Below are 16962 nucleotides of genomic sequence, written 5' to 3' on the forward strand. Positions count from 1 at the left end.
TCCTGCTGATGAGCGGCATCACCAAGTCGTTCCCCGGGGTGACCGCGCTGCGGGACGTCGCGTTCTCGGTGCGGCGCGGGGAGATCCACGCGATCTGCGGCGAGAACGGTGCCGGCAAGTCGACGCTGATGAAGATCCTCTCCGGGGTGCACCCGCACGGGTCGTACTCCGGAGAGGTGGTCTTCGACGGCGAGGAGTGCCGCTTCGCGGGCATCCGCGACAGCGAGGCTCGCGGCATCGTGATCATCCACCAGGAGCTGGCGCTGGTGCCGCAGCTGTCGATCGCGGAGAACCTGTTCCTCGGCAACGAGATCGCGCAGCGCGGGCTGATCGACTGGAACCGCACCAACCACGAGGCGGGCAAGCACCTGCGCCGCGTGGGGTTGCACGAGAACCCGACGCTCGCCGCGGGGGAGCTGGGCGTCGGCAAGCAGCAGCTGGTCGAGATCGCCAAGGCGCTGTCCAAAGAGGTCCAGCTGCTGATCCTCGACGAGCCGACCGCGGCGCTGAACGACGACGACTCCGCGCACCTGCTGGACCTGCTGCGCGGCCTGCGGGACGACGGCATCACGTGCGTGGTGATCTCCCACAAGCTCGGCGAGGTCACCGCGATCGCCGACACCATCACGATCCTGCGCGACGGCCGCTCGATCGAGACACTCGACGCGGCGGACGTGAGCGAGGAGCGGATCATCGCCGGGATGGTCGGCCGCGACCTGGAGCACCGGTTCCCGCCCCGGACCCCGTCGATCGGTGACGAGGTGTTCCGGATCGAGGACTGGACCGTCCACAGTGCCACCAACCCGGGCCGGGTCGTCGTCGACCACGCCAACCTGTCGGTGCGGCGCGGGGAGATCGTCGGCCTGGCCGGGCTGATGGGCGCGGGTCGCACCGAGCTGGCCATGTCGGTGTTCGGCCGGTCCTACGGCGTCGACATCTCCGGCCGGGTCTACAAGGACGGGCGCGAGATCGACGTGCGGACCGTCCGGTCGGCCATCCGCAACGGCGTCGCGTACGTGAGCGAGGACCGCAAGCGGTACGGGCTGAACCTGGTCGCGGACGTGAAGCAGAACGTGTCCGCGGCCGGTCTGGGTCTGTTGTCGCGGCGCGGCTGGGTGAACGAGCACGAGGAGTTCCGTGTCGCCGAACGGTTCCGGAACGCGTTGCGGATCAAGGCGCCGTCGGTCACCGCGGGCGCCCAGACCCTGTCCGGCGGGAACCAGCAGAAGGTCGTGCTGGCGAAGTGGATGTTCACCGAGCCGGACGTGCTGATCCTCGACGAGCCGACCCGCGGCGTCGACGTCGGCGCCAAGTACGAGATCTACACGATCGTGAACTCCCTTGCCGAGCAGGGGAAGGCGGTGCTGGTGATCTCGTCGGAGCTGCCGGAGCTGCTGGGGTTGTGCGACCGGATCTACACGCTGTCGGCGGGCCGGATCACCGGCGAGGTGCCACGCGAGGAAGCCACGCAGGAGAGGTTGATGGAGTACATGACGCGGGAGGTGCGGACGTGAGTGTTGACGTCAAGGTGCCGTCGGTGCTCGCGCCGACGGAAGGGCCGCAGCGGCGGTTCCGGCTGAACCTGCGGCAGAGCGGCATCTACGTCGCGTTCGCGTTGATCGTAGTGCTGTTCACCGTGCTCACCGACGGCGCGCTGCTGCAGCCGGGGAACATCTCGAACATCGTCGTGCAGAACTCGTACGTGCTCATCCTCGCCATCGGCATGATCCTCGTGATCATCAGCGGGCACATCGACCTGTCGGTGGGCTCGGTCGTCGCGGTGACCGGTGCGATCTGCGCGGTGCTGACCGTCCAGTGGGGACTGCCGTGGTGGCTGGCGGTGCTCGCGACGCTCGGCGCCGGTGCGCTGATCGGTGCCGCGCAGGGGTACTGGATCGCGTACTTCGGCATCCCGGCGTTCATCGTGACGCTCGGCGGCATGCTGGTGTTCCGCGCGCTGACGCTGACCGTGCTCGGCAACCAGGGCATCGGCCCGTTCCCGGAGGAGATCCGCACCCTCGCCAACGGGTTCACCGGCGGCTACCTCGGCAACGTGGGCCTCGGCCCACTGGGTGGCGCGGACCTGGTCTCGCTGATCCTCGGCGTGCTGGTGGTGGCCGGTTTCGCGGCGGTCCAGTGGCGGACACGGCGCGCCCGGCTCGGCTACGGGCAGACGGTGGACCCGTTCCCGCTGTTCGTGGTGAAGATACTGCTGGCCGCCGTCGTCGTGCTGTTCGTGGTGGTGCAGCTGGCGCGGTTCCGGAACCTGCCGTGGGTGCTGGTGCTGCTGGCGGTGCTGGTGCTGGCGTACTCGCTGATGGCGAGCCGGTCGGTGTTCGGCAGGCACATCTACGCGGTGGGCGGCAACCTGCAGGCGGCGACGCTGTCCGGTGTGCGGGTGAAGCCGGTGACGTTCTGGGTGTTCGTGAACATGGGCGTGCTGGCCGCGCTGGCGGGCGTGATCTTCGCGGGCCGCCTCAACCAGGCCGGTCCCACCGCGGGCAACGCGTTCGAACTGGACGCGATCGCGGCGGCGTTCATCGGCGGCGCCGCGGTCCAGGGCGGTGTCGGCAAGGTGATCGGCGCCATCACCGGTGGGCTCATCATGGGTGTGATCAACAACGGGATGTCGCTGATCGGCGCGCCTTCCGAGCGCGTGATGCTGGTGAAGGGTCTTGTGCTGCTCGCCGCGGTCGCGTACGACGTGTGGACCAAGCGCCGGGCGGGCGCTGTCCGGTAGACCGGCGGCGCGGGCGCTCGTCGGGTGTGCCCGCGCCGCCATCCCGGGGTGGGCGGTAGTGGCACCGCCCACCCACGCGAGGTGGCGGCCACCCGGTCCCTGGCGCGCCGCCACCTCGCACCGAACACCGGTACTGAACAAGTTCATTTGCCCAGCTCACCGGCCTTTTGGAGCGTTTCACTGAACCGGTTCATCATTTGGCTCTAGCCGTGACACCGGGAACACGCGTATGTTTTCCCGTGGTTCGACTGATCCCGAGTTACACAACTTATGCGGTTCAGTGGACGCGAGGAGGCGACGATGCTTCTGTTCGACGGGCGACCGTGGCTCGGGGCCAACTTCTGGTCGCGGTCCGGTGGGCCGCTCATGTGGCGGAACTACGACCCCGACCTGGTCACCCAGGAGCTTCGGGTCCTGCGCGAACACGGCATGAACCTCACCCGCTCGTTCTTCTACTGGCCCGACTTCCACCCCGAACCGGACCGGCTGGACGAGGACATGATCAGCCGGTACGCCGACTTCCTCGACCGGCACCTCGCCGAGGGCATGGCCACCATCCCCACGTTCATCGTCGGGCACATGTCCGGGGAGAACTGGGACCCCGGGTGGCGGCAGGGCCGCGACCTCTACCGCGACGTGTGGATGGTCGGGCGGCAGGCCTGGTTCGTCGAGCGGATGACGGCGCGCTTCCACGCGCATCCGGCCGTCGCGGGCTGGTTGATCTCCAACGAGATGCCGATCTACGGCGAACCCGCGACCAGGGACCACGTCACCCCGTGGGCGCAGCTCATGGTCCAGGCCGTGCGCGCGGGCGGCGGCACGCAACCCGTGTCGATCGGTGACGGGGCCTGGGGGATCGAGGTCACCGGCCGCGACAACGGGTTCTCGGTCCGCGACCTCGCCGACCTCGCCGACTTCGTCGGGCCGCACGTGTACCGCATGGAGAACGACCTCGCGCGCCAGCACCTGACGGCCGCGTTCATCTGCCAGCTGGCTGACATGGGCAAACCGGTGGTGCTCGAGGAGTTCGGGGTCACCGACAGCTTCGTCTCGGCCGAGCACGCCGCCCACTACTACCGGCAGGTCCTGCACAACACGCTCCTCGCGGGCGCGACCGGCTGGATCGCCTGGAACAACACCGACTTCGACAACCTGTTCACGCAGGACCCGTACCGGCACCACCCCTTCGAGATGCGGTTCGGGCTGACCGACGTGACCGGCGCACCCAAGCCGCAGCTGCGGGAGGTGCGGGAGTTCGCGGAAACCCTCGACCACATCGACTTTCCACGGTGTGCGCGGCCGGAGCCCGAGGTCGCGCTGGTCGTGCCGTCCTACCTGGAGCGCCGGTACCCGTTCACCGAACCCGCCGACAGCAGCCACCTGTTCGACGTGCTCCGCCAGGCCTACGTGGCCGCGCGTGAAGCTGACCTTTCTGTGACGGCCGCCAGGGAGGCCGACGGCCTGCCCGACGCGAAGCTCTACCTCGTTCCGTCCGCGAAGCAGCTCACCGCGCCGACCTGGCGGCAGCTCGCCGACAGCGGCGCCGTCGTCTACGTCTCCTACAGCGCGGGCGACCACAGCACCCAACGCGGCCTGTGGCACGCCGACCTGAACGGCATGTTCGGCGTCGAACACCAGCTCCGCTACGGGATGGTCGACCCGGTCACCGACGACGAGGTGGACGTGACGTTCACGGCCGACCTCGGGCCGCTCGGCGCGGGCACCACGCTCACGTTCCGCGCCGGCGGCAACGAGCACGAGCGGGTGTTCCTGCCCGTGCGCGCCACCGATGGCGAGGTGGTCGCGGTCGACCGGCACGGCCACCCCGTGCTGGTGCGCAACGGAAACCTCGTCCTGTGCACGTATCCGCTTGAGGCCATGGCCGCGGCGCTGCCGCGCGTCAACCCCGAGCCCACACACCGGATCTACGACGCGCTCGCGGCCATCGCGGGCGTGTCGCGGCCGGTGACCGTCGCCGATCCGCTCGTCCACGTCGGCGAGCTGAGCCACGCCGACGGGCGCCGGTTCGTCTGGCTCGTCAGCCAGGCGGAGAAGGAACTGGAGGTCAAGCCGGTAGGGGGCCCGCTGGCCGACCTCACGTCGGGGGAACCCGTGAATGAGGTGACTCTGCGCCCGTACGGCGTGCGGGTGCTGGCACTCGAGGATTCCTGAGCTAGGAGAAGCGCCATGCGAAACCGCCTGAGGTTCGTGGCCATGTTGGCGGCGGCGGGACTGCTCGCCGCCGCGTGCACCGGGGTGGACGGCGGTGAGCAGGGCGCAACGCCCGGCTCGTATCCGCGCAACCAGACGCTGTTCACGAGCGGCACGCAGTGGGGACCGCCCGCGAACTGGAACCCCATCATGAACTGGACGTACGCGACCGGCACGGTCGGCTACGTCTACGAGACCCTGTTCCTGTACGACCCGCTGACCGACGAGTTCGAACCCTGGCTCGCCGAGCAGGGCGGCTGGACCAGCGACACCACGTACGAGGTGACGCTGCGGGACGGTCTGGAGTGGACGGACGGCAAGCCCATCACCGCCGACGACGTCGCGTTCACCATCAACCTCGGCAAGATGGAAACCGTTCCCTACCACTCGGTGTTCGAGTTCATCTCGTCCGTGGAGGCCGTGAACGAGCGGACCACGCGGGTGACGTTCTCCGAACCGCGCTACCAGCAGTGGGCGAACTGGGTGTACTTCAACCCGATCGTGCCCAAACACCTGTGGGAGAACAAGTCCGAGAAGGACGTGACGTCCGGCGCGAACGAGAAGCCGGTCGGCTCAGGCCCCTACCTGTACGAGACGCACGACCAGGACCGCATGGTCTGGAAGAAGAACGACAAGTGGTGGGGCCGCGACAAGCTGGACCTCGACGTCAAGCCCACCTACATCGTCGACATCGTCAACTCCAGCAACGAGGCCGCGCTCGGCCAGCTGCTGCAGGGTGACATCGACCTGTCCAACAACTTCCTGCCCGGCATCGCGTCGCTGGTCAAGGGCGGCTACCAGCTGCAGACCTACTACAAGGACGCGCCGTACATGCTGTCGGCGAACACGACGTGGCTGGTGCCGAACACCACGAAGGCACCGCTGAACGACACCGCGTTCCGCCGTGCGCTCGCGAACGCCGTCGACGTCGACAAGATCGTGAACTCGGTGTACGGCCAGATCGTGGAGAAGGCCAGCCCCACCGGGCTGCTGCCGATCTGGGACAAGTACATCGACACGGCCGTCGTGGACGAGGTCGGCCCGACCTTCGACACCAGCGGTGCCAAGCAGATCCTGAGCCAGGCCGGGTACCGCGACACGAACGGTGACGGGCTCGTCGAGAACAAGGACGGCTCGCCGATCGAGCTGAAGCTCGCCACGCCGTCCGGCTGGACCGACTGGAACGAGGCGGCCCGCGTGGTCGTCGACAGCGCCAAGGCCGCGGGCATCAAGATCACGTCGGAGACGCCCGCCGACACCGTCGTCCAGGACATCCGCGAGTCCGGCGAGTTCGACCTGATCCTCGACAACCAGCGGCAGATGGACAACACGCCGTTCCGGTACTACGAGTACGTCTTCGGGCTGCCGGTCCTCGAGTCCCAGACCACCGTCAACTACGGCCGGTACGAGAACCAGCAGGCGTGGGACCTCACGCAGCGGCTCGACCGGACCAAGGTCGACGACCTCGCGGGGATGAAGGCGATCACCTCGCAGCTCCAGCGGATCCAGCTGACCGAGATGCCGATGATCCCGTTGTGGTACAACGGCCTCTGGTCGCAGTACAGCAACAAGGTGTGGACCAACTGGCCGTCCGCGGAGGGCGACGGGCCCAAGTACCTGCCCAGCACGTGGCGGGGTTACCTGCAGCGCGGCGCGATCAAGATGCTGGCCGAGCTGAAGCCCGCGCCGGAAGAGAAGTAGCGGCCACGCGATGGGACGGTACTTCGGCAGGAAGCTCGCGATCTACGCCCTGACCTTCGTGGTCGCGGTGACGATCAACTGGCTGATCCCGCGCTTCATGCCCGGCGACCCGGTGCGCGCCATGGTGGCGCGCGCCGGGCTGCAGGACGCGAGCGGGGTCGCGGCCATGCGCGAGTACTACACGAACCTGTTCGGCTTCGACCTGCCGTGGTGGCAGCAATACCTCAACTTCTGGGGTGAGCTGTTCAGCGGCAACTTCGGGGTCAGCCTGTGGGCCTACCCCAAGTCCGTGAGCACGATCATCTTCGAGGCGTTGCCGTACACGCTCGGCCTGCTGCTGCCCGCCATCCTGCTGAGCTGGTGGGCGGGCAACAGGTTCGGCGCGTACGCGGCACGCAAGAAGGTGCTCGACAACACGGTCCTGCCGGTCTGGTACGTGCTGACCGCGACGCCGTACATGTGGCTCGCGATCCTGCTCGCGTGGGCGCTCGGCAAGGTGGCGGGCCTGTTCCCGGTCGGCCGCAGCTTCAGCGCGTCACTGGAGCCGTCCATCTCGTGGCTGTTCGTCACCGACCTGATCAGCCACTGGTTCCTGCCGTTCCTGTCGCTGTTCCTGGTGATGTTCGGCGGCTGGGCCATCGGCATGCGCAACATGGTCATCTACGAGCTGGAGGCGGACTACGCGCACTACCTCGGCGCGCTCGGCGCACCGCAGAAGCTGGTGCGCCGGTACGCCTTCCGCAACGCGGTGCTGCCGCAGGTCACCGGACTCGCGCTGCAGCTCGGCGTGATCGTGGGCGGCGCGGTCGTCACCGAGATCGTCTTCGACTACCGGGGGCTGGGCTACCTGGTGCTGGAGGCGATCAAGACGAGCGACCTGTTCCTGCTGCAGGGCGTGTTCCTGTTCATCGTCATCGGGGTCCTGCTGGCGAACTTCGTCATCGACATCGTCTACGTGCTCGTGGACCCGCGCACGCGGGTCGGCATGGGGAGCGGCTCATGACGCAACCGAAGACCGGCACCGGGCAAACGGCGCCGGGTGCGGCGGCCACCGTGCCCGGCGTCGCGACCGTGCGCGGTACCGCCGTGCGGCGGGAGGCGCTGTACTTCGCGGTGCGCAACCGCAAGCTCGTCGGCGGGTTCGCGGTCGTGCTGGTGTTCGTGCTGGCCGCGCTGATCGGGCCGCTGTTCTTCGCCGGTGACCCGAACGCGTACGTCGGTCCGGCGGCCGCGGCGCCGTCGGGGGAGTACTGGTTCGGCACCACGACGTTCGGGCAGGACGTGTTCGCGCAGTTCCTCCACGGGCTGCGGTCGTCGTTCTTCGTCGGCGCGGTCGCGGCGCTGATCGCGGGCGTGCTCGGCATGGTCATCGGGTTCACGTCCGGCTACCGCGGCGGGCTCGTCGACGAGATCCTCAACATGATCACCAACATCGTGCTGGTGCTGCCGGTGCTCGCGGTGCTGATGATCATCGCGGCGTACCTGGAGGTGCGCAGCGTCGAGGCCCAGGCCGTGATCATCGGGGTGTTCTCGTGGCCGTGGGTGGCGCGGGCGGTGCGCTCGCAGACGCTGACGCTGCGGGCGCGGGAGTTCGTCGACCTCGCACGGCTGTCGGGCATGCCGGTGCGGCGGATCATCGTCCGCGAGATCGCGCCCAACATGGCGTCCTACCTGTTCATGGTGTTCATCCTGCTGTTCGGCGGGTCGGTGCTGTTCGCGGCCACCCTGGACTTCATCGGCCTCGGCCCGACCGAGGGGACCTCGCTTGGCCTGATGCTCAACCAGGCCAAGCAGTGGAGCGCGATGAACCTCGGCCTGTGGTGGTGGTTCGTCCCGCCGGGGCTGGGCATCACGACGATCGTCGGGGCGCTGTACATCATGAACGTCGGCCTCGACGAGGTCTTCAACCCGAAGCTCCGGGAGACGTGATGGCGCTTGGTGTCAAGGACCTCCGGGTCCACTACCGCACCCTCGCCGGGGACGTGCGCGCGCTCGACGGCGTCACGTTCTCCGTCGCGGACGGCGAGATCATGGGGCTCGTCGGCGAGTCCGGGTCCGGCAAGACCACACTCGGCAAGAGCCTCATCCGGATGGACAACCGGATGCGACACGTCGGCGGCACGGTCACCCTTGACGGCGCCGAGCTGCCGATCGGCGACACCGACGCGATGAACCGCTTCCGGTTCGCCGACGTGTCGATCGTGCCGCAGTACGCGATGAGCGCGATGAACCCGACCCGCAAGATCGGGAAGATGGTTCGCGAGCTGGTCGAGTCGCGGAAGATCAGGTTCGCCTCGGTGCGCGACGAGCTGAACCGGCGCCTCGACCTCGTCGGGCTCGACCGCGCCGTGCTCGACCGGTACCCGATCGAGCTGTCCGGCGGCATGAAGCAGCGGATGGTCATGGTGATCTCGACGCTGCTGAACCCGTCGCTGCTGATCGCCGACGAGGTGACCTCGGCGCTCGACGTGTCCACGCAGCGCGCGGTGGCGCTCGCGCTGGCCTCGTTCCGCGACCACGACCTGGTGCGCAGCATGATCGTGATCACCCACGACGTGTCGCTCGTGTACCAGGTCGCCGACACGATCACGGTCATGTACGCGGGCAGGCTCGCCGAGTCCGCGCCGACGGAGACGCTGGTCAGCACACCCCGCCACCCCTACACCCAGCTGCTGATCTCCGCGCTGCCGGAGGTCGGGGTGCGGTACGGCGGCAAACGGCTGACCGGCATCGCGGGCAGCCCGCCCGCGCTGCTCGACCCGCCGCCGGGCTGCCGGTTCCGGGACCGGTGCCCGCTCGCGTTCGGCCGGTGCGCCGAACAGCCGCCGTTCGTCGAGATCGCGCCCAACCACAGGGTCGCCTGCTGGAAGGCGGTCTGATGCTGCGCCTGGAGGGTGTGTCCAAGACGTTCCGGACCGGCGCGTTCGGCCGCGGCACCACGGCCGCGGTGCGGAACGTGAGCTTCGAGCTGCGGCCAGGCGAGGTCGTGTCGCTGATCGGGGAGAGCGGCAGCGGCAAGTCGACGATCGGGCGGATGATCCTGCGGCTCTCCCGCCCGACGACCGGCACGATCACGTTCGAGGGCACCGACATCGCGCGGCTGTCCGGTGCCGGCCTGAAGGAGTACTACCGGCACGCGCAGGGCGTGTTCCAGGACCCGTTCAGCAGCTACAACCCCGTTTTCCGGGCGGACCGCGTGTTCGCCACCATCCGCCGGTCGTACTTCCCGGGGGTGTCCGACGGCGACTGGCGCGACCGGGTGGCCGACGCGGTCGCGTCGGTCAACCTCAACCCGGACCTGGTGCTCGGCCGGTACCCGCACCAGCTCTCGGGTGGTCAGCTGCAGCGGATGCTGGTGGCCAGGGCGTTGCTGCTGGACATCAGGCTGCTCGTGGCGGACGAGATCATCAGCATGCTGGACGCGTCGACGCGGATCGACGTGCTGAACCTGCTGGCCGACCTCAAGGAACGCGGGCTGGCGGTCCTGTTCGTCACGCACGACCTGTCGCTGGGCAACTACCTGTCCGACCAGACGGTGATCCTGCGCCGCGGCGCGGTCGTCGAGCGGGGTCTGACGGAGAAGGTGTTCGGCGACCCGCGCCACCCGTACACGCGGACGCTGCTGGCGTCGGTGCCCCGGCTCGGCACCCGGTGGGAGGACCTGCCGGTGCCGTCTTTCGGCGTCCACGAGTGCGACGCGCCCATGGAGTACGTCGACGACGGTCACTTCGTGGCATGCTTCGACACCGAGCGTGTCCACCATGGACGGAAGAGCGAGTCAGCGTGACCAGACGAGTGACGATCGCCGACGTCGCCAAGAAGGCGGGACTGTCGAAGGGCGCCGTGTCGTACGCCCTGAACGGCCAGCCGGGCGTGTCGGAGACGACGAGACAGCGGGTGCTGCGGCTGGCGCTGGAGATGGGCTGGCACCCGAACAGTGCGGCCAAGGCGCTGTCCGGTGCGCGAGCGGGGGCGTTCGGGCTGGTGCTGGCGCGGCCGGCGAGCACGCTCGGGATCGAGCCGTTCTTCATGAAGCTGATCTCCGGCATGGAGTCGGCGATGGCCTCGTCCCAGACAGCGTTGTTGCTGCAGGTCGTGCCGGACCACGAGGCGGAGATCGCCACGTACCGGCGGTGGTGGGCGGAACGCCGGGTCGACGGGGTGTTCCTGATCGACCTGTGCAAGGACGACGTGCGCGTGCCCGTGCTGGAGGAGCTGCGGCTGCCTGCGATCGTCGTCGGCGGGCCCGGGCACCACGGTGCGCTGCCGGGGGTGTGGATCGACGACGCCGGCGCCATGGTGATGGTGATGGAGTACCTGGCGGCGCTGCGGCACCGGCGGATCGCTCGGGTGAGCGGGGTGCCGGGGATGCTGCACACGGAGCTGCGGACGGAGGCGTTCGAGTCGGTGTCGGCGCGGCTCGGTCTCGAGTGGTCGGAGACCATTTGGACCGACTACAGCCCGGAGCAGGGGGCGCAGGCCACGCGCCGGTTGCTGTCGTCCGCGTCGCCGCCGACCGCGATCGTGTACGACAACGACGTCATGGCGGTGGCCGGGGTTGCCGTCGCGCATGAGATGGGGGTGCGTGTGCCCGGAGATCTGTCGTTGATGGCCTGGGACGATTCGGTGTTGTGCGAGATCACGCATCCGCCGTTGACCGCGCTCAGCCGGGACGTCACCGCTTACGGGGCCCAGGTGGCGGCTCGGCTGCTGGCGTTGCTGAACGGGGAGGTTGTCACCGAGGTTGAGCAGGCTCCGCCGCGGTTGGTGGTGCGGGGGAGCACTGCTCGGCCCGAGTGACTCACAGGTGCGGCGTCGGTCGGTAGATGAGTTCCTGGGTGTGACCGTCGAGGGTGCGGCTCTCGATCAGGTCCAGGTCGAAGTCGGCGGCGTTCTGGAAGATCGGTTCCGTGCCGGTCCTCCCGGTGATCACGGGGAAGATCGTCAGTTGGACGCGGTCGACCAGGCCTGCGGCCATCAGTGCGCGGTTCAGCGACAGGCTGCCGTGGGAGCGCAGCGGGATGTCGGACTCTTGCTTGAGGCGGGCTAGTGTTTCTACTGCGTCGCCGCTGATGACGGTTGCGTTCGGCCAGTCGAGTGGGTTCCGCAGCGTGGACGAGATCACGGTGGTCGGCATGTGCTTCATGCGGGTGTTGACCGGGTCGGTCACCTCGGGGCCCAGGGCCTGCTGGAACTGGCGGAAGGTGTTGGCGCCGAGGACGAGGCGCTGCTCTTCGCCGTAGAGGGCGAGGCGGCGGTCCAGGAACTCGGGGCCTTGCTTGCCCCAGTAACCGCCCCAGTCGCCGTCTTCCGTGTAGGAGGCGAAGCCGTCGAGGGTGGTGAAGATGTCGAAGGTGTAGGTGGCGGTCATGGCGGTCTCCCTGGGGTGAGGTGGTCTCTCACCTTGGCTACGAACGGCCACGACAGTATTCGACATCGTCGCGGTTCCCGACCGTGATGAAGGGTCCTTCCTCACGCTCAACGCAATGAAGGACCCCTTCGTCACGCTGGGCGTTCTGAAGGGGTCCTTCATTCCAGGGGGCCGGGACGGCGCTGCCCGGCCGGTCGTTCCGGACTACGCCGCCGTGCAGGTGGTCGTGTTCAGGGCGAACGTGGTCGGGTCCGTGTTGGTGCCCGACCACGAGGCCGTGAACCCGATCGTCACCGAGCCACCCGCCGGGATGCGTGGGTTGTACGAGGCGTTCGCGGCCACCACGTCCGCGCCGGTCTGGGTCGGGGTCGCGTGCCACATGTTCGTGACTCGTTGCCCGGACGGGAACGTCCACCGCACCTGCCAGCCGTCGATGGTGGTGGCCTGGCGGTTGGTCACCGTGACCTCGCCCTGGAAGCCGTCCTGCCACTGGCCGACCACGTGGTAGCTCGCCGTGCACGCGCCGGGTTCGGGGTCCGGGTCGGGGGTGCCGCCGCCGTACACCGTCGCCTCGCGGGACGTTGCCTTGATGCCGTCGGTGCCGTTGAAGAGTCGCTGGCCCCACGTCGTGAGCTGCGCGGGATCGAAGTTCGTGACCATGTCGAGGTACTCGACGCCGCCGCCGTTGCCGCTCCACGACCAGCCCAGGTAGCCGATGCCCATGGACCTGGTGGTGGCGAGGATGGTGTCCTCGTCGGGGTTGCCGTCCGAGTGGTCGTGGCCGAACTCGCCGACCACGATGGGCAGGCCCGCCGTGCGGAAGCGGGTCAGGTAGTCGTTGATCTCGGCCGCCGTGTCGAAGACGCCGTACATGTGGATGGAGAACACCGTGTTGCGGTCGGGGTCGGATTCGAACACCTGCGCGGCGTTGTCGCGCATCGTGAACGTCCAGTCCTGGCCCCAGTTCGGGGCATCCACCATGATCGTGTGGGTGAAGCCGCCCGCGCGCAGGCGCTGGATCGCCGTCGACGTGTCCGACGCCCACGTCTGGTAGCCCTGGTTGCCGTAGGGTTCGTTGCCGATGTTGACGATCACGTACTTCTCCTGGCCGGCCAGCGCCGACTTGACAGACAGCCAGTAGTCCACGGCCTGCGCGAGCGTCGCGGCGCCGGACTGTTCGCCGTAGCCCGTCGTGTCGTGGACCTCCAGCACGCAGATGAGCTTGTTCTGCTTGCACAGCGACACCACGTTCGCCACGTCCGCGGTGTCGTTCTTCGTCCACCGCTGACCGGACGCCAGCACGACGCGAACGGTGTTGGCGCCCAGTGCCTTGATGTCGGCGAACGAACCGGTTTGCTGCTGGTACCAGGTGTGTGCGTGGTTCACGCCACGCATCACGAACTCGTTCCCGTTGGACTCGTACAGTTTGCCGCCCGACACGTGGAAACCCGCCGGTGCCGCCGAAGCGGTCACCGGCATACACAACGCGGCTGTCACGAAAGCCACCAACGCCAGTGTTTTCCTCATCTCCGTCCTCCCGCTTTCGCCGAAACGTGGGTGGCCCGGTCCCGCCAGCGGCGGCTGGCGGGACCGGGCCTGCGGTGCGCACACGGCGGTGTGCGCACACCATTCGTGGTGCGCTAGCCGAACAGCTCCACGTGCAGCGAGAACGCGGTCGCGATCTCGGCCTGCGCCCAGAACCGGTGGTAGGTGAACGTCGGCGCCGGGCCACCGTTCAGGTAGTCCTCGACCTTCTGCCACTGCGGGTCGTCCTGGTAGAACGACCGGATGGACAGGAAGTCCGCACCCGCGGCGATCGGGTCGCCGTTCGGCATCTCGCCCGTCCAGCCCTGCGGCACGTACACGCCCTCACCGGTCGACGAGTTGTACTCGTCGTCGAAGCGGCTGTAGTCGGTCCGCGTCTCCGGCGTCGCGATGCCGATCGAGTCGGTGTGGGCGAGCATCGCGTCCAGCAGGCCCTCACCGGTCGTCCTGGCGGCGGCGTCACCGGACCTCGCCGCGTAGTTCAGCAGCACCTTCGCGTACGAGGCCGCGACACCGACGTCCTGGCTGTGGTTCAGCACCCGGACGCGCAGGTTCGCGTTGGCACCCGGCGACGACGGGTTCCACGTGTCCGGCTGGCCGGTCCACTCCATGTCGGACGGGATCTGGAAGTCGCCACCCGTGCCGACCGTCGTGTTCGCGATGGCCCACGGCACCCACTTGTCGAGGATCCGCTTGGCCCGCGCGTCACCGGTCTGCTGGTACAGGGCGGCGACCCGCTCCAGACCCCAGACCTGGAAACCGAACCAGCGGTTCGACGGCGGGTCGTGCCACACCGGCTGCCAGTCGTAGTACATGCCGTAGAACGTCGACGAACCCGCCGGGGGAGTGCCGTACTGGCCGTCCCAGCTGTTCGTGGCGCCACCGGCGATGCCGCCGTCGGCGGACTGCAGCCACTGCAGGAACTCCAGCTGCCGGTCGAGGCTCTCCGCCCAGTCCGTCGCGCCGGTCGCCGAGACCGGCCGCAGGTCCGGGTCGTTGGCGAGCGCGTACGCGGCGAGCGGGTTCTGGTAGCCCTGGTGCACGGCGCCGTCGCCGATGCGCCACGCCCACCCGGCGGAGGTGTCCGTCGCGCCGCCCCACGCGTAGTACCACGACATCAGGTAGTGCGCGCTGTCCTTGCCGGAACCGGCCGGGCACGTCGACGGGCCGACGCAGTTGCCGACCCGCTTGAAGTACTTGTCGAACATGGCGTACCGCAGGTAGTCGCCCATCTTCGACGCCTTCTCCACCACCTCGGCCACGTCCGCGCCCTTGCCCTGCGCGGTCGCCCACTGCTTCGCGAGGTAGGCCACCTGGACCGCACGCGCGTCGGCGTCCGGTGCGTTGGTGTACTTCCACTGCCGCGCGTAGCTCGCGTCCTTGGTGAACAGGTCGAGGTACCCGTTCGGACCACCGTGCGCGAACGTGTCGCACGACGGCTGCGGGATGGTCTCCCACACCGACTCGCTCGACCCGCGCTGGTAGGTGTTCATGTACGCGGGCGCGGTGGTGCCGTCACCGCACCGGCCGAAGCCGTACGTGTTGTCAACGTCCAGCATCCAGTGCATGCCGTAGATGTCCGGTGTGCCGTAGGCGCTGCGCAGCTCGGCCGCGATCGGGTCGGACCCGACCGGGACGTTGCCGTCCAGCACCGCCGGGTACTGGTCCATCCTCGGGTGCTCCGGCGCGTAGGTGGCCGGGTCGGCGGCGTTGTACTTGTCGTTGGTGGGCTGGTCCTCGTGCGACGGGATGATGAACCGCTCCATCGAGTCCCACGCCGCGTTGAACGGCGCCCAGTCACCCTCGAGCTGACCGTACGCGGCCTCCAGCCACAGGTAGTAGCTGAACGCCTCGGACGTCGTCTGGTGACCGTGGTCCGGCGCCTCCACCAGGAGGGTCTCCACCGAGTGGTACGGCACCAGCAACCCGCTGAAGTCGCGGAAGTACCCGCTGTCCGGGTCCTTGATCTTGTTGTACTGCTCGAGGAACGCCGCCCGGTAGTCCGACGCGTTCGCGTCGATCTCCGCCACGTCCAGGGTGGCCGGGGTGAGCCCCGTGCCGCTGATGGTGAACGTCGCCGACGCCAGCGCGCCGCCGTTCGCCGCGGACGTGACCGTCACGGGTTTCGCGGTGTTCCAGGAGTTCTGGTCGAACGTGAGCGTCGCGGGCGTGGCCGTCAGGTCGGTGCTGCCCGCGGTGCGTGCCACGTTCAGCGTGACCGAACCGGTCGGCTGGGTGGCGAGCTTCACGTCCACAGTGGCCGTCTCACCCTGCCGGACGCGGACCGTCGACGGCGTCGCGACCACCGCCGGTGCCGCGAGCACGCGCACCGCGACCGGAGCGGACACCGTTGCCGCACCGAGGTTGTCGACCGCCCGCGCGGTCACCGAGTACTCGCCGGCGGCCGCATCGGTCCACGAGAACTCGTACGGCGCGGTGGTGTCGGCACCGAGCCGGGTGGTGCCGGCGTAGAACTCGACCGACGCGACGCTGCCGTCGCTGTCGGCGGCGTTCGCCGCGAGCGGGATCGGCGAGCCGACCGCGTAGCCCGTGTTGTTGTCGGGGCTGGTCAGCGCCACCGTCGGCGCCCGGTTCGGGCCGACGCACGCCACGCCGTTGACCGTGAAGTCCGTCGGCGCACGGTTCCCCGCACTGGTCCTGCTGCCGTTGAACCCGAACGAGACGGACGCGCCTGCGTTGATGTTGCGCTGCCAGTCCGCGCCGCGCACGCTCACCGCGCCACCGGACTGCGTGAAGGAACCGTTCCACAGCTGGGTGATCTGCTGACCGTCGGCGAAGGTCCACTGGAGGTTCCAGTCGGGGATGACCTCGGTGCCCTCGTTGCGGATCGATACAGAAGCGCCGAAACCTGAGTTCCAGTCGCTCGTGACGGAGTAGGCCACGGTGCAGGACACGTCGGCCGCGGCGGCCACCGGTTCGACACCGCTGGTGACCGCGGCCGTGAGTGCCACGGCGGCGGCCAGTGCCGTGACGGGGCGCGCTCTGCCGAAGCGCACCGGTAGTCGGGATCTCACAGGGTCCTCCTCGAGCGGTTGTACTGCGAACAGGTGGGACCGGCTCGGGGCCGCGCGGGCACACATCGACCCCGAGCCGGGGTCTAGCTTCGTCAAGGGAGGTCGGTGCGTTTATCGGTGGATCCAGGCGTTCGCTGGCAAGGCGCCGGAAAGCCGCTCGTACCGGGTTGTACTTGGGCTTTTCGGCAACGCCGCCAGCGGGCGTCTGGGCCGCCGAGAAACGTGCCGCACCTCCCTTGACGGAGCTGGAGGCGGGGGGGGGGGGGGGGGGGAGATAACAGACGAAAACCATCCCGAGCCCCACGGCGTCCGACCCAACCCCGGTATGCGGGAAACCGGCCAGCCCTGGCCAGCCAGCC

At 68.7% G+C, this 16962-nt stretch carries 12 protein-coding genes; 9 read left to right on the plus strand and 3 right to left on the minus strand.

Annotation, left to right across the window (positions count from 1 at the left end):
- Positions 1-8 precede the first annotated feature (8 nt).
- The 9 genes from mmsA to ACIBVP_RS03000 all read left to right on the plus strand — a co-directional run bounded on the left by mmsA (position 9) and on the right by ACIBVP_RS03000 (position 11452).
- Positions 9-1514, plus strand: coding sequence for a multiple monosaccharide ABC transporter ATP-binding protein (gene mmsA / locus ACIBVP_RS02960; protein WP_396104918.1), 1506 nt, complete (start codon positions 9-11; stop codon positions 1512-1514).
- Positions 1511-2740: a multiple monosaccharide ABC transporter permease gene (gene mmsB, locus ACIBVP_RS02965; RefSeq protein WP_396104257.1), complete on the plus strand. Its 1230-nt coding sequence runs from the start codon at positions 1511-1513 to the stop codon at positions 2738-2740. The genes mmsA and mmsB overlap by 4 nt, the downstream gene beginning before the upstream one ends.
- A 300-nt stretch (positions 2741-3040) precedes the next feature.
- Positions 3041-4912: a cellulase family glycosylhydrolase gene (locus ACIBVP_RS02970; protein ID WP_396104258.1), complete on the plus strand. Its 1872-nt coding sequence runs from the start codon at positions 3041-3043 to the stop codon at positions 4910-4912.
- Positions 4913-4927: 15 nt separating this feature from the next.
- Complete coding sequence (locus ACIBVP_RS02975; RefSeq protein ID WP_396104259.1) at positions 4928-6652, plus strand: ABC transporter substrate-binding protein; 1725 nt, start codon at positions 4928-4930, stop codon at positions 6650-6652.
- A gap of 10 nt (positions 6653-6662) precedes the next feature.
- Complete coding sequence (locus tag ACIBVP_RS02980; protein WP_396104260.1) at positions 6663-7655, plus strand: ABC transporter permease; 993 nt, start codon at positions 6663-6665, stop codon at positions 7653-7655.
- Entirely contained in the window at positions 7652-8581 is a 930-nt protein-coding gene (locus tag ACIBVP_RS02985; RefSeq protein WP_396104261.1) for an ABC transporter permease, read from the plus strand. The genes ACIBVP_RS02980 and ACIBVP_RS02985 overlap by 4 nt, the downstream gene beginning before the upstream one ends.
- On the plus strand, positions 8581-9531 hold the full coding sequence (locus ACIBVP_RS02990) for an ABC transporter ATP-binding protein (RefSeq protein ID WP_396104262.1): 951 nt from the start codon (positions 8581-8583) through the stop codon (positions 9529-9531). Before ACIBVP_RS02985 ends, ACIBVP_RS02990 begins: the two co-directional genes overlap by 1 nt.
- Complete coding sequence (locus tag ACIBVP_RS02995) at positions 9531-10439, plus strand: ABC transporter ATP-binding protein (protein ID WP_396104263.1); 909 nt, start codon at positions 9531-9533, stop codon at positions 10437-10439. The genes ACIBVP_RS02990 and ACIBVP_RS02995 overlap by 1 nt, the downstream gene beginning before the upstream one ends.
- Complete coding sequence (locus tag ACIBVP_RS03000) at positions 10436-11452, plus strand: LacI family DNA-binding transcriptional regulator (protein WP_396104264.1); 1017 nt, start codon at positions 10436-10438, stop codon at positions 11450-11452. Before ACIBVP_RS02995 ends, ACIBVP_RS03000 begins: the two co-directional genes overlap by 4 nt.
- Position 11453: 1 nt before the next feature.
- Here ACIBVP_RS03000 and ACIBVP_RS03005 read toward each other — a convergent pair whose 3' ends face one another.
- The 3 genes from ACIBVP_RS03005 to ACIBVP_RS03015 all read right to left on the minus strand — a co-directional run bounded on the left by ACIBVP_RS03005 (position 11454) and on the right by ACIBVP_RS03015 (position 16603).
- Positions 11454-12023, minus strand: a complete 570-nt coding sequence (locus ACIBVP_RS03005) for a dihydrofolate reductase family protein (protein ID WP_396104265.1) — start codon at positions 12021-12023, stop codon at positions 11454-11456.
- A 204-nt stretch (positions 12024-12227) separates the two neighbouring features.
- Positions 12228-13529, minus strand: a complete 1302-nt coding sequence (locus ACIBVP_RS03010; protein WP_396104266.1) for a cellulase family glycosylhydrolase — start codon at positions 13527-13529, stop codon at positions 12228-12230.
- A gap of 134 nt (positions 13530-13663) precedes the next feature.
- Entirely contained in the window at positions 13664-16603 is a 2940-nt protein-coding gene (locus ACIBVP_RS03015) for a glycoside hydrolase family 48 protein (protein WP_396104267.1), read from the minus strand.
- Between the last annotated feature and the right edge of the window lie 359 nt (positions 16604-16962).

Source organism: Actinophytocola sp. NPDC049390 (genome assembly GCF_044466355.1).
Taxonomy (GTDB): domain Bacteria; phylum Actinomycetota; class Actinomycetes; order Mycobacteriales; family Pseudonocardiaceae; genus Actinophytocola.

Excerpts from the sequence above, each read along its gene's own strand:
- ACIBVP_RS02975 (WP_396104259.1), top strand. The coding sequence starts at position 4,928 with ATGCGAAACCGCCTGAGGTTCGTGGCCATGTTGGCGGCGGCGGGACTG.
- mmsA (WP_396104918.1), top strand. The coding sequence starts at position 9 with ATGAGCGGCATCACCAAGTCGTTCCCCGGGGTGACCGCGCTGCGGGAC.
- ACIBVP_RS03005 (WP_396104265.1), bottom strand. The coding sequence starts at position 12,023 with ATGACCGCCACCTACACCTTCGACATCTTCACCACCCTCGACGGCTTC.
- ACIBVP_RS02995 (WP_396104263.1), top strand. The coding sequence starts at position 9,531 with ATGCTGCGCCTGGAGGGTGTGTCCAAGACGTTCCGGACCGGCGCGTTC.
- ACIBVP_RS02980 (WP_396104260.1), top strand. The coding sequence starts at position 6,663 with ATGGGACGGTACTTCGGCAGGAAGCTCGCGATCTACGCCCTGACCTTC.
- ACIBVP_RS02970 (WP_396104258.1), top strand. The coding sequence starts at position 3,041 with ATGCTTCTGTTCGACGGGCGACCGTGGCTCGGGGCCAACTTCTGGTCG.
- ACIBVP_RS02985 (WP_396104261.1), top strand. The coding sequence starts at position 7,652 with ATGACGCAACCGAAGACCGGCACCGGGCAAACGGCGCCGGGTGCGGCG.
- ACIBVP_RS02990 (WP_396104262.1), top strand. The coding sequence starts at position 8,581 with ATGGCGCTTGGTGTCAAGGACCTCCGGGTCCACTACCGCACCCTCGCC.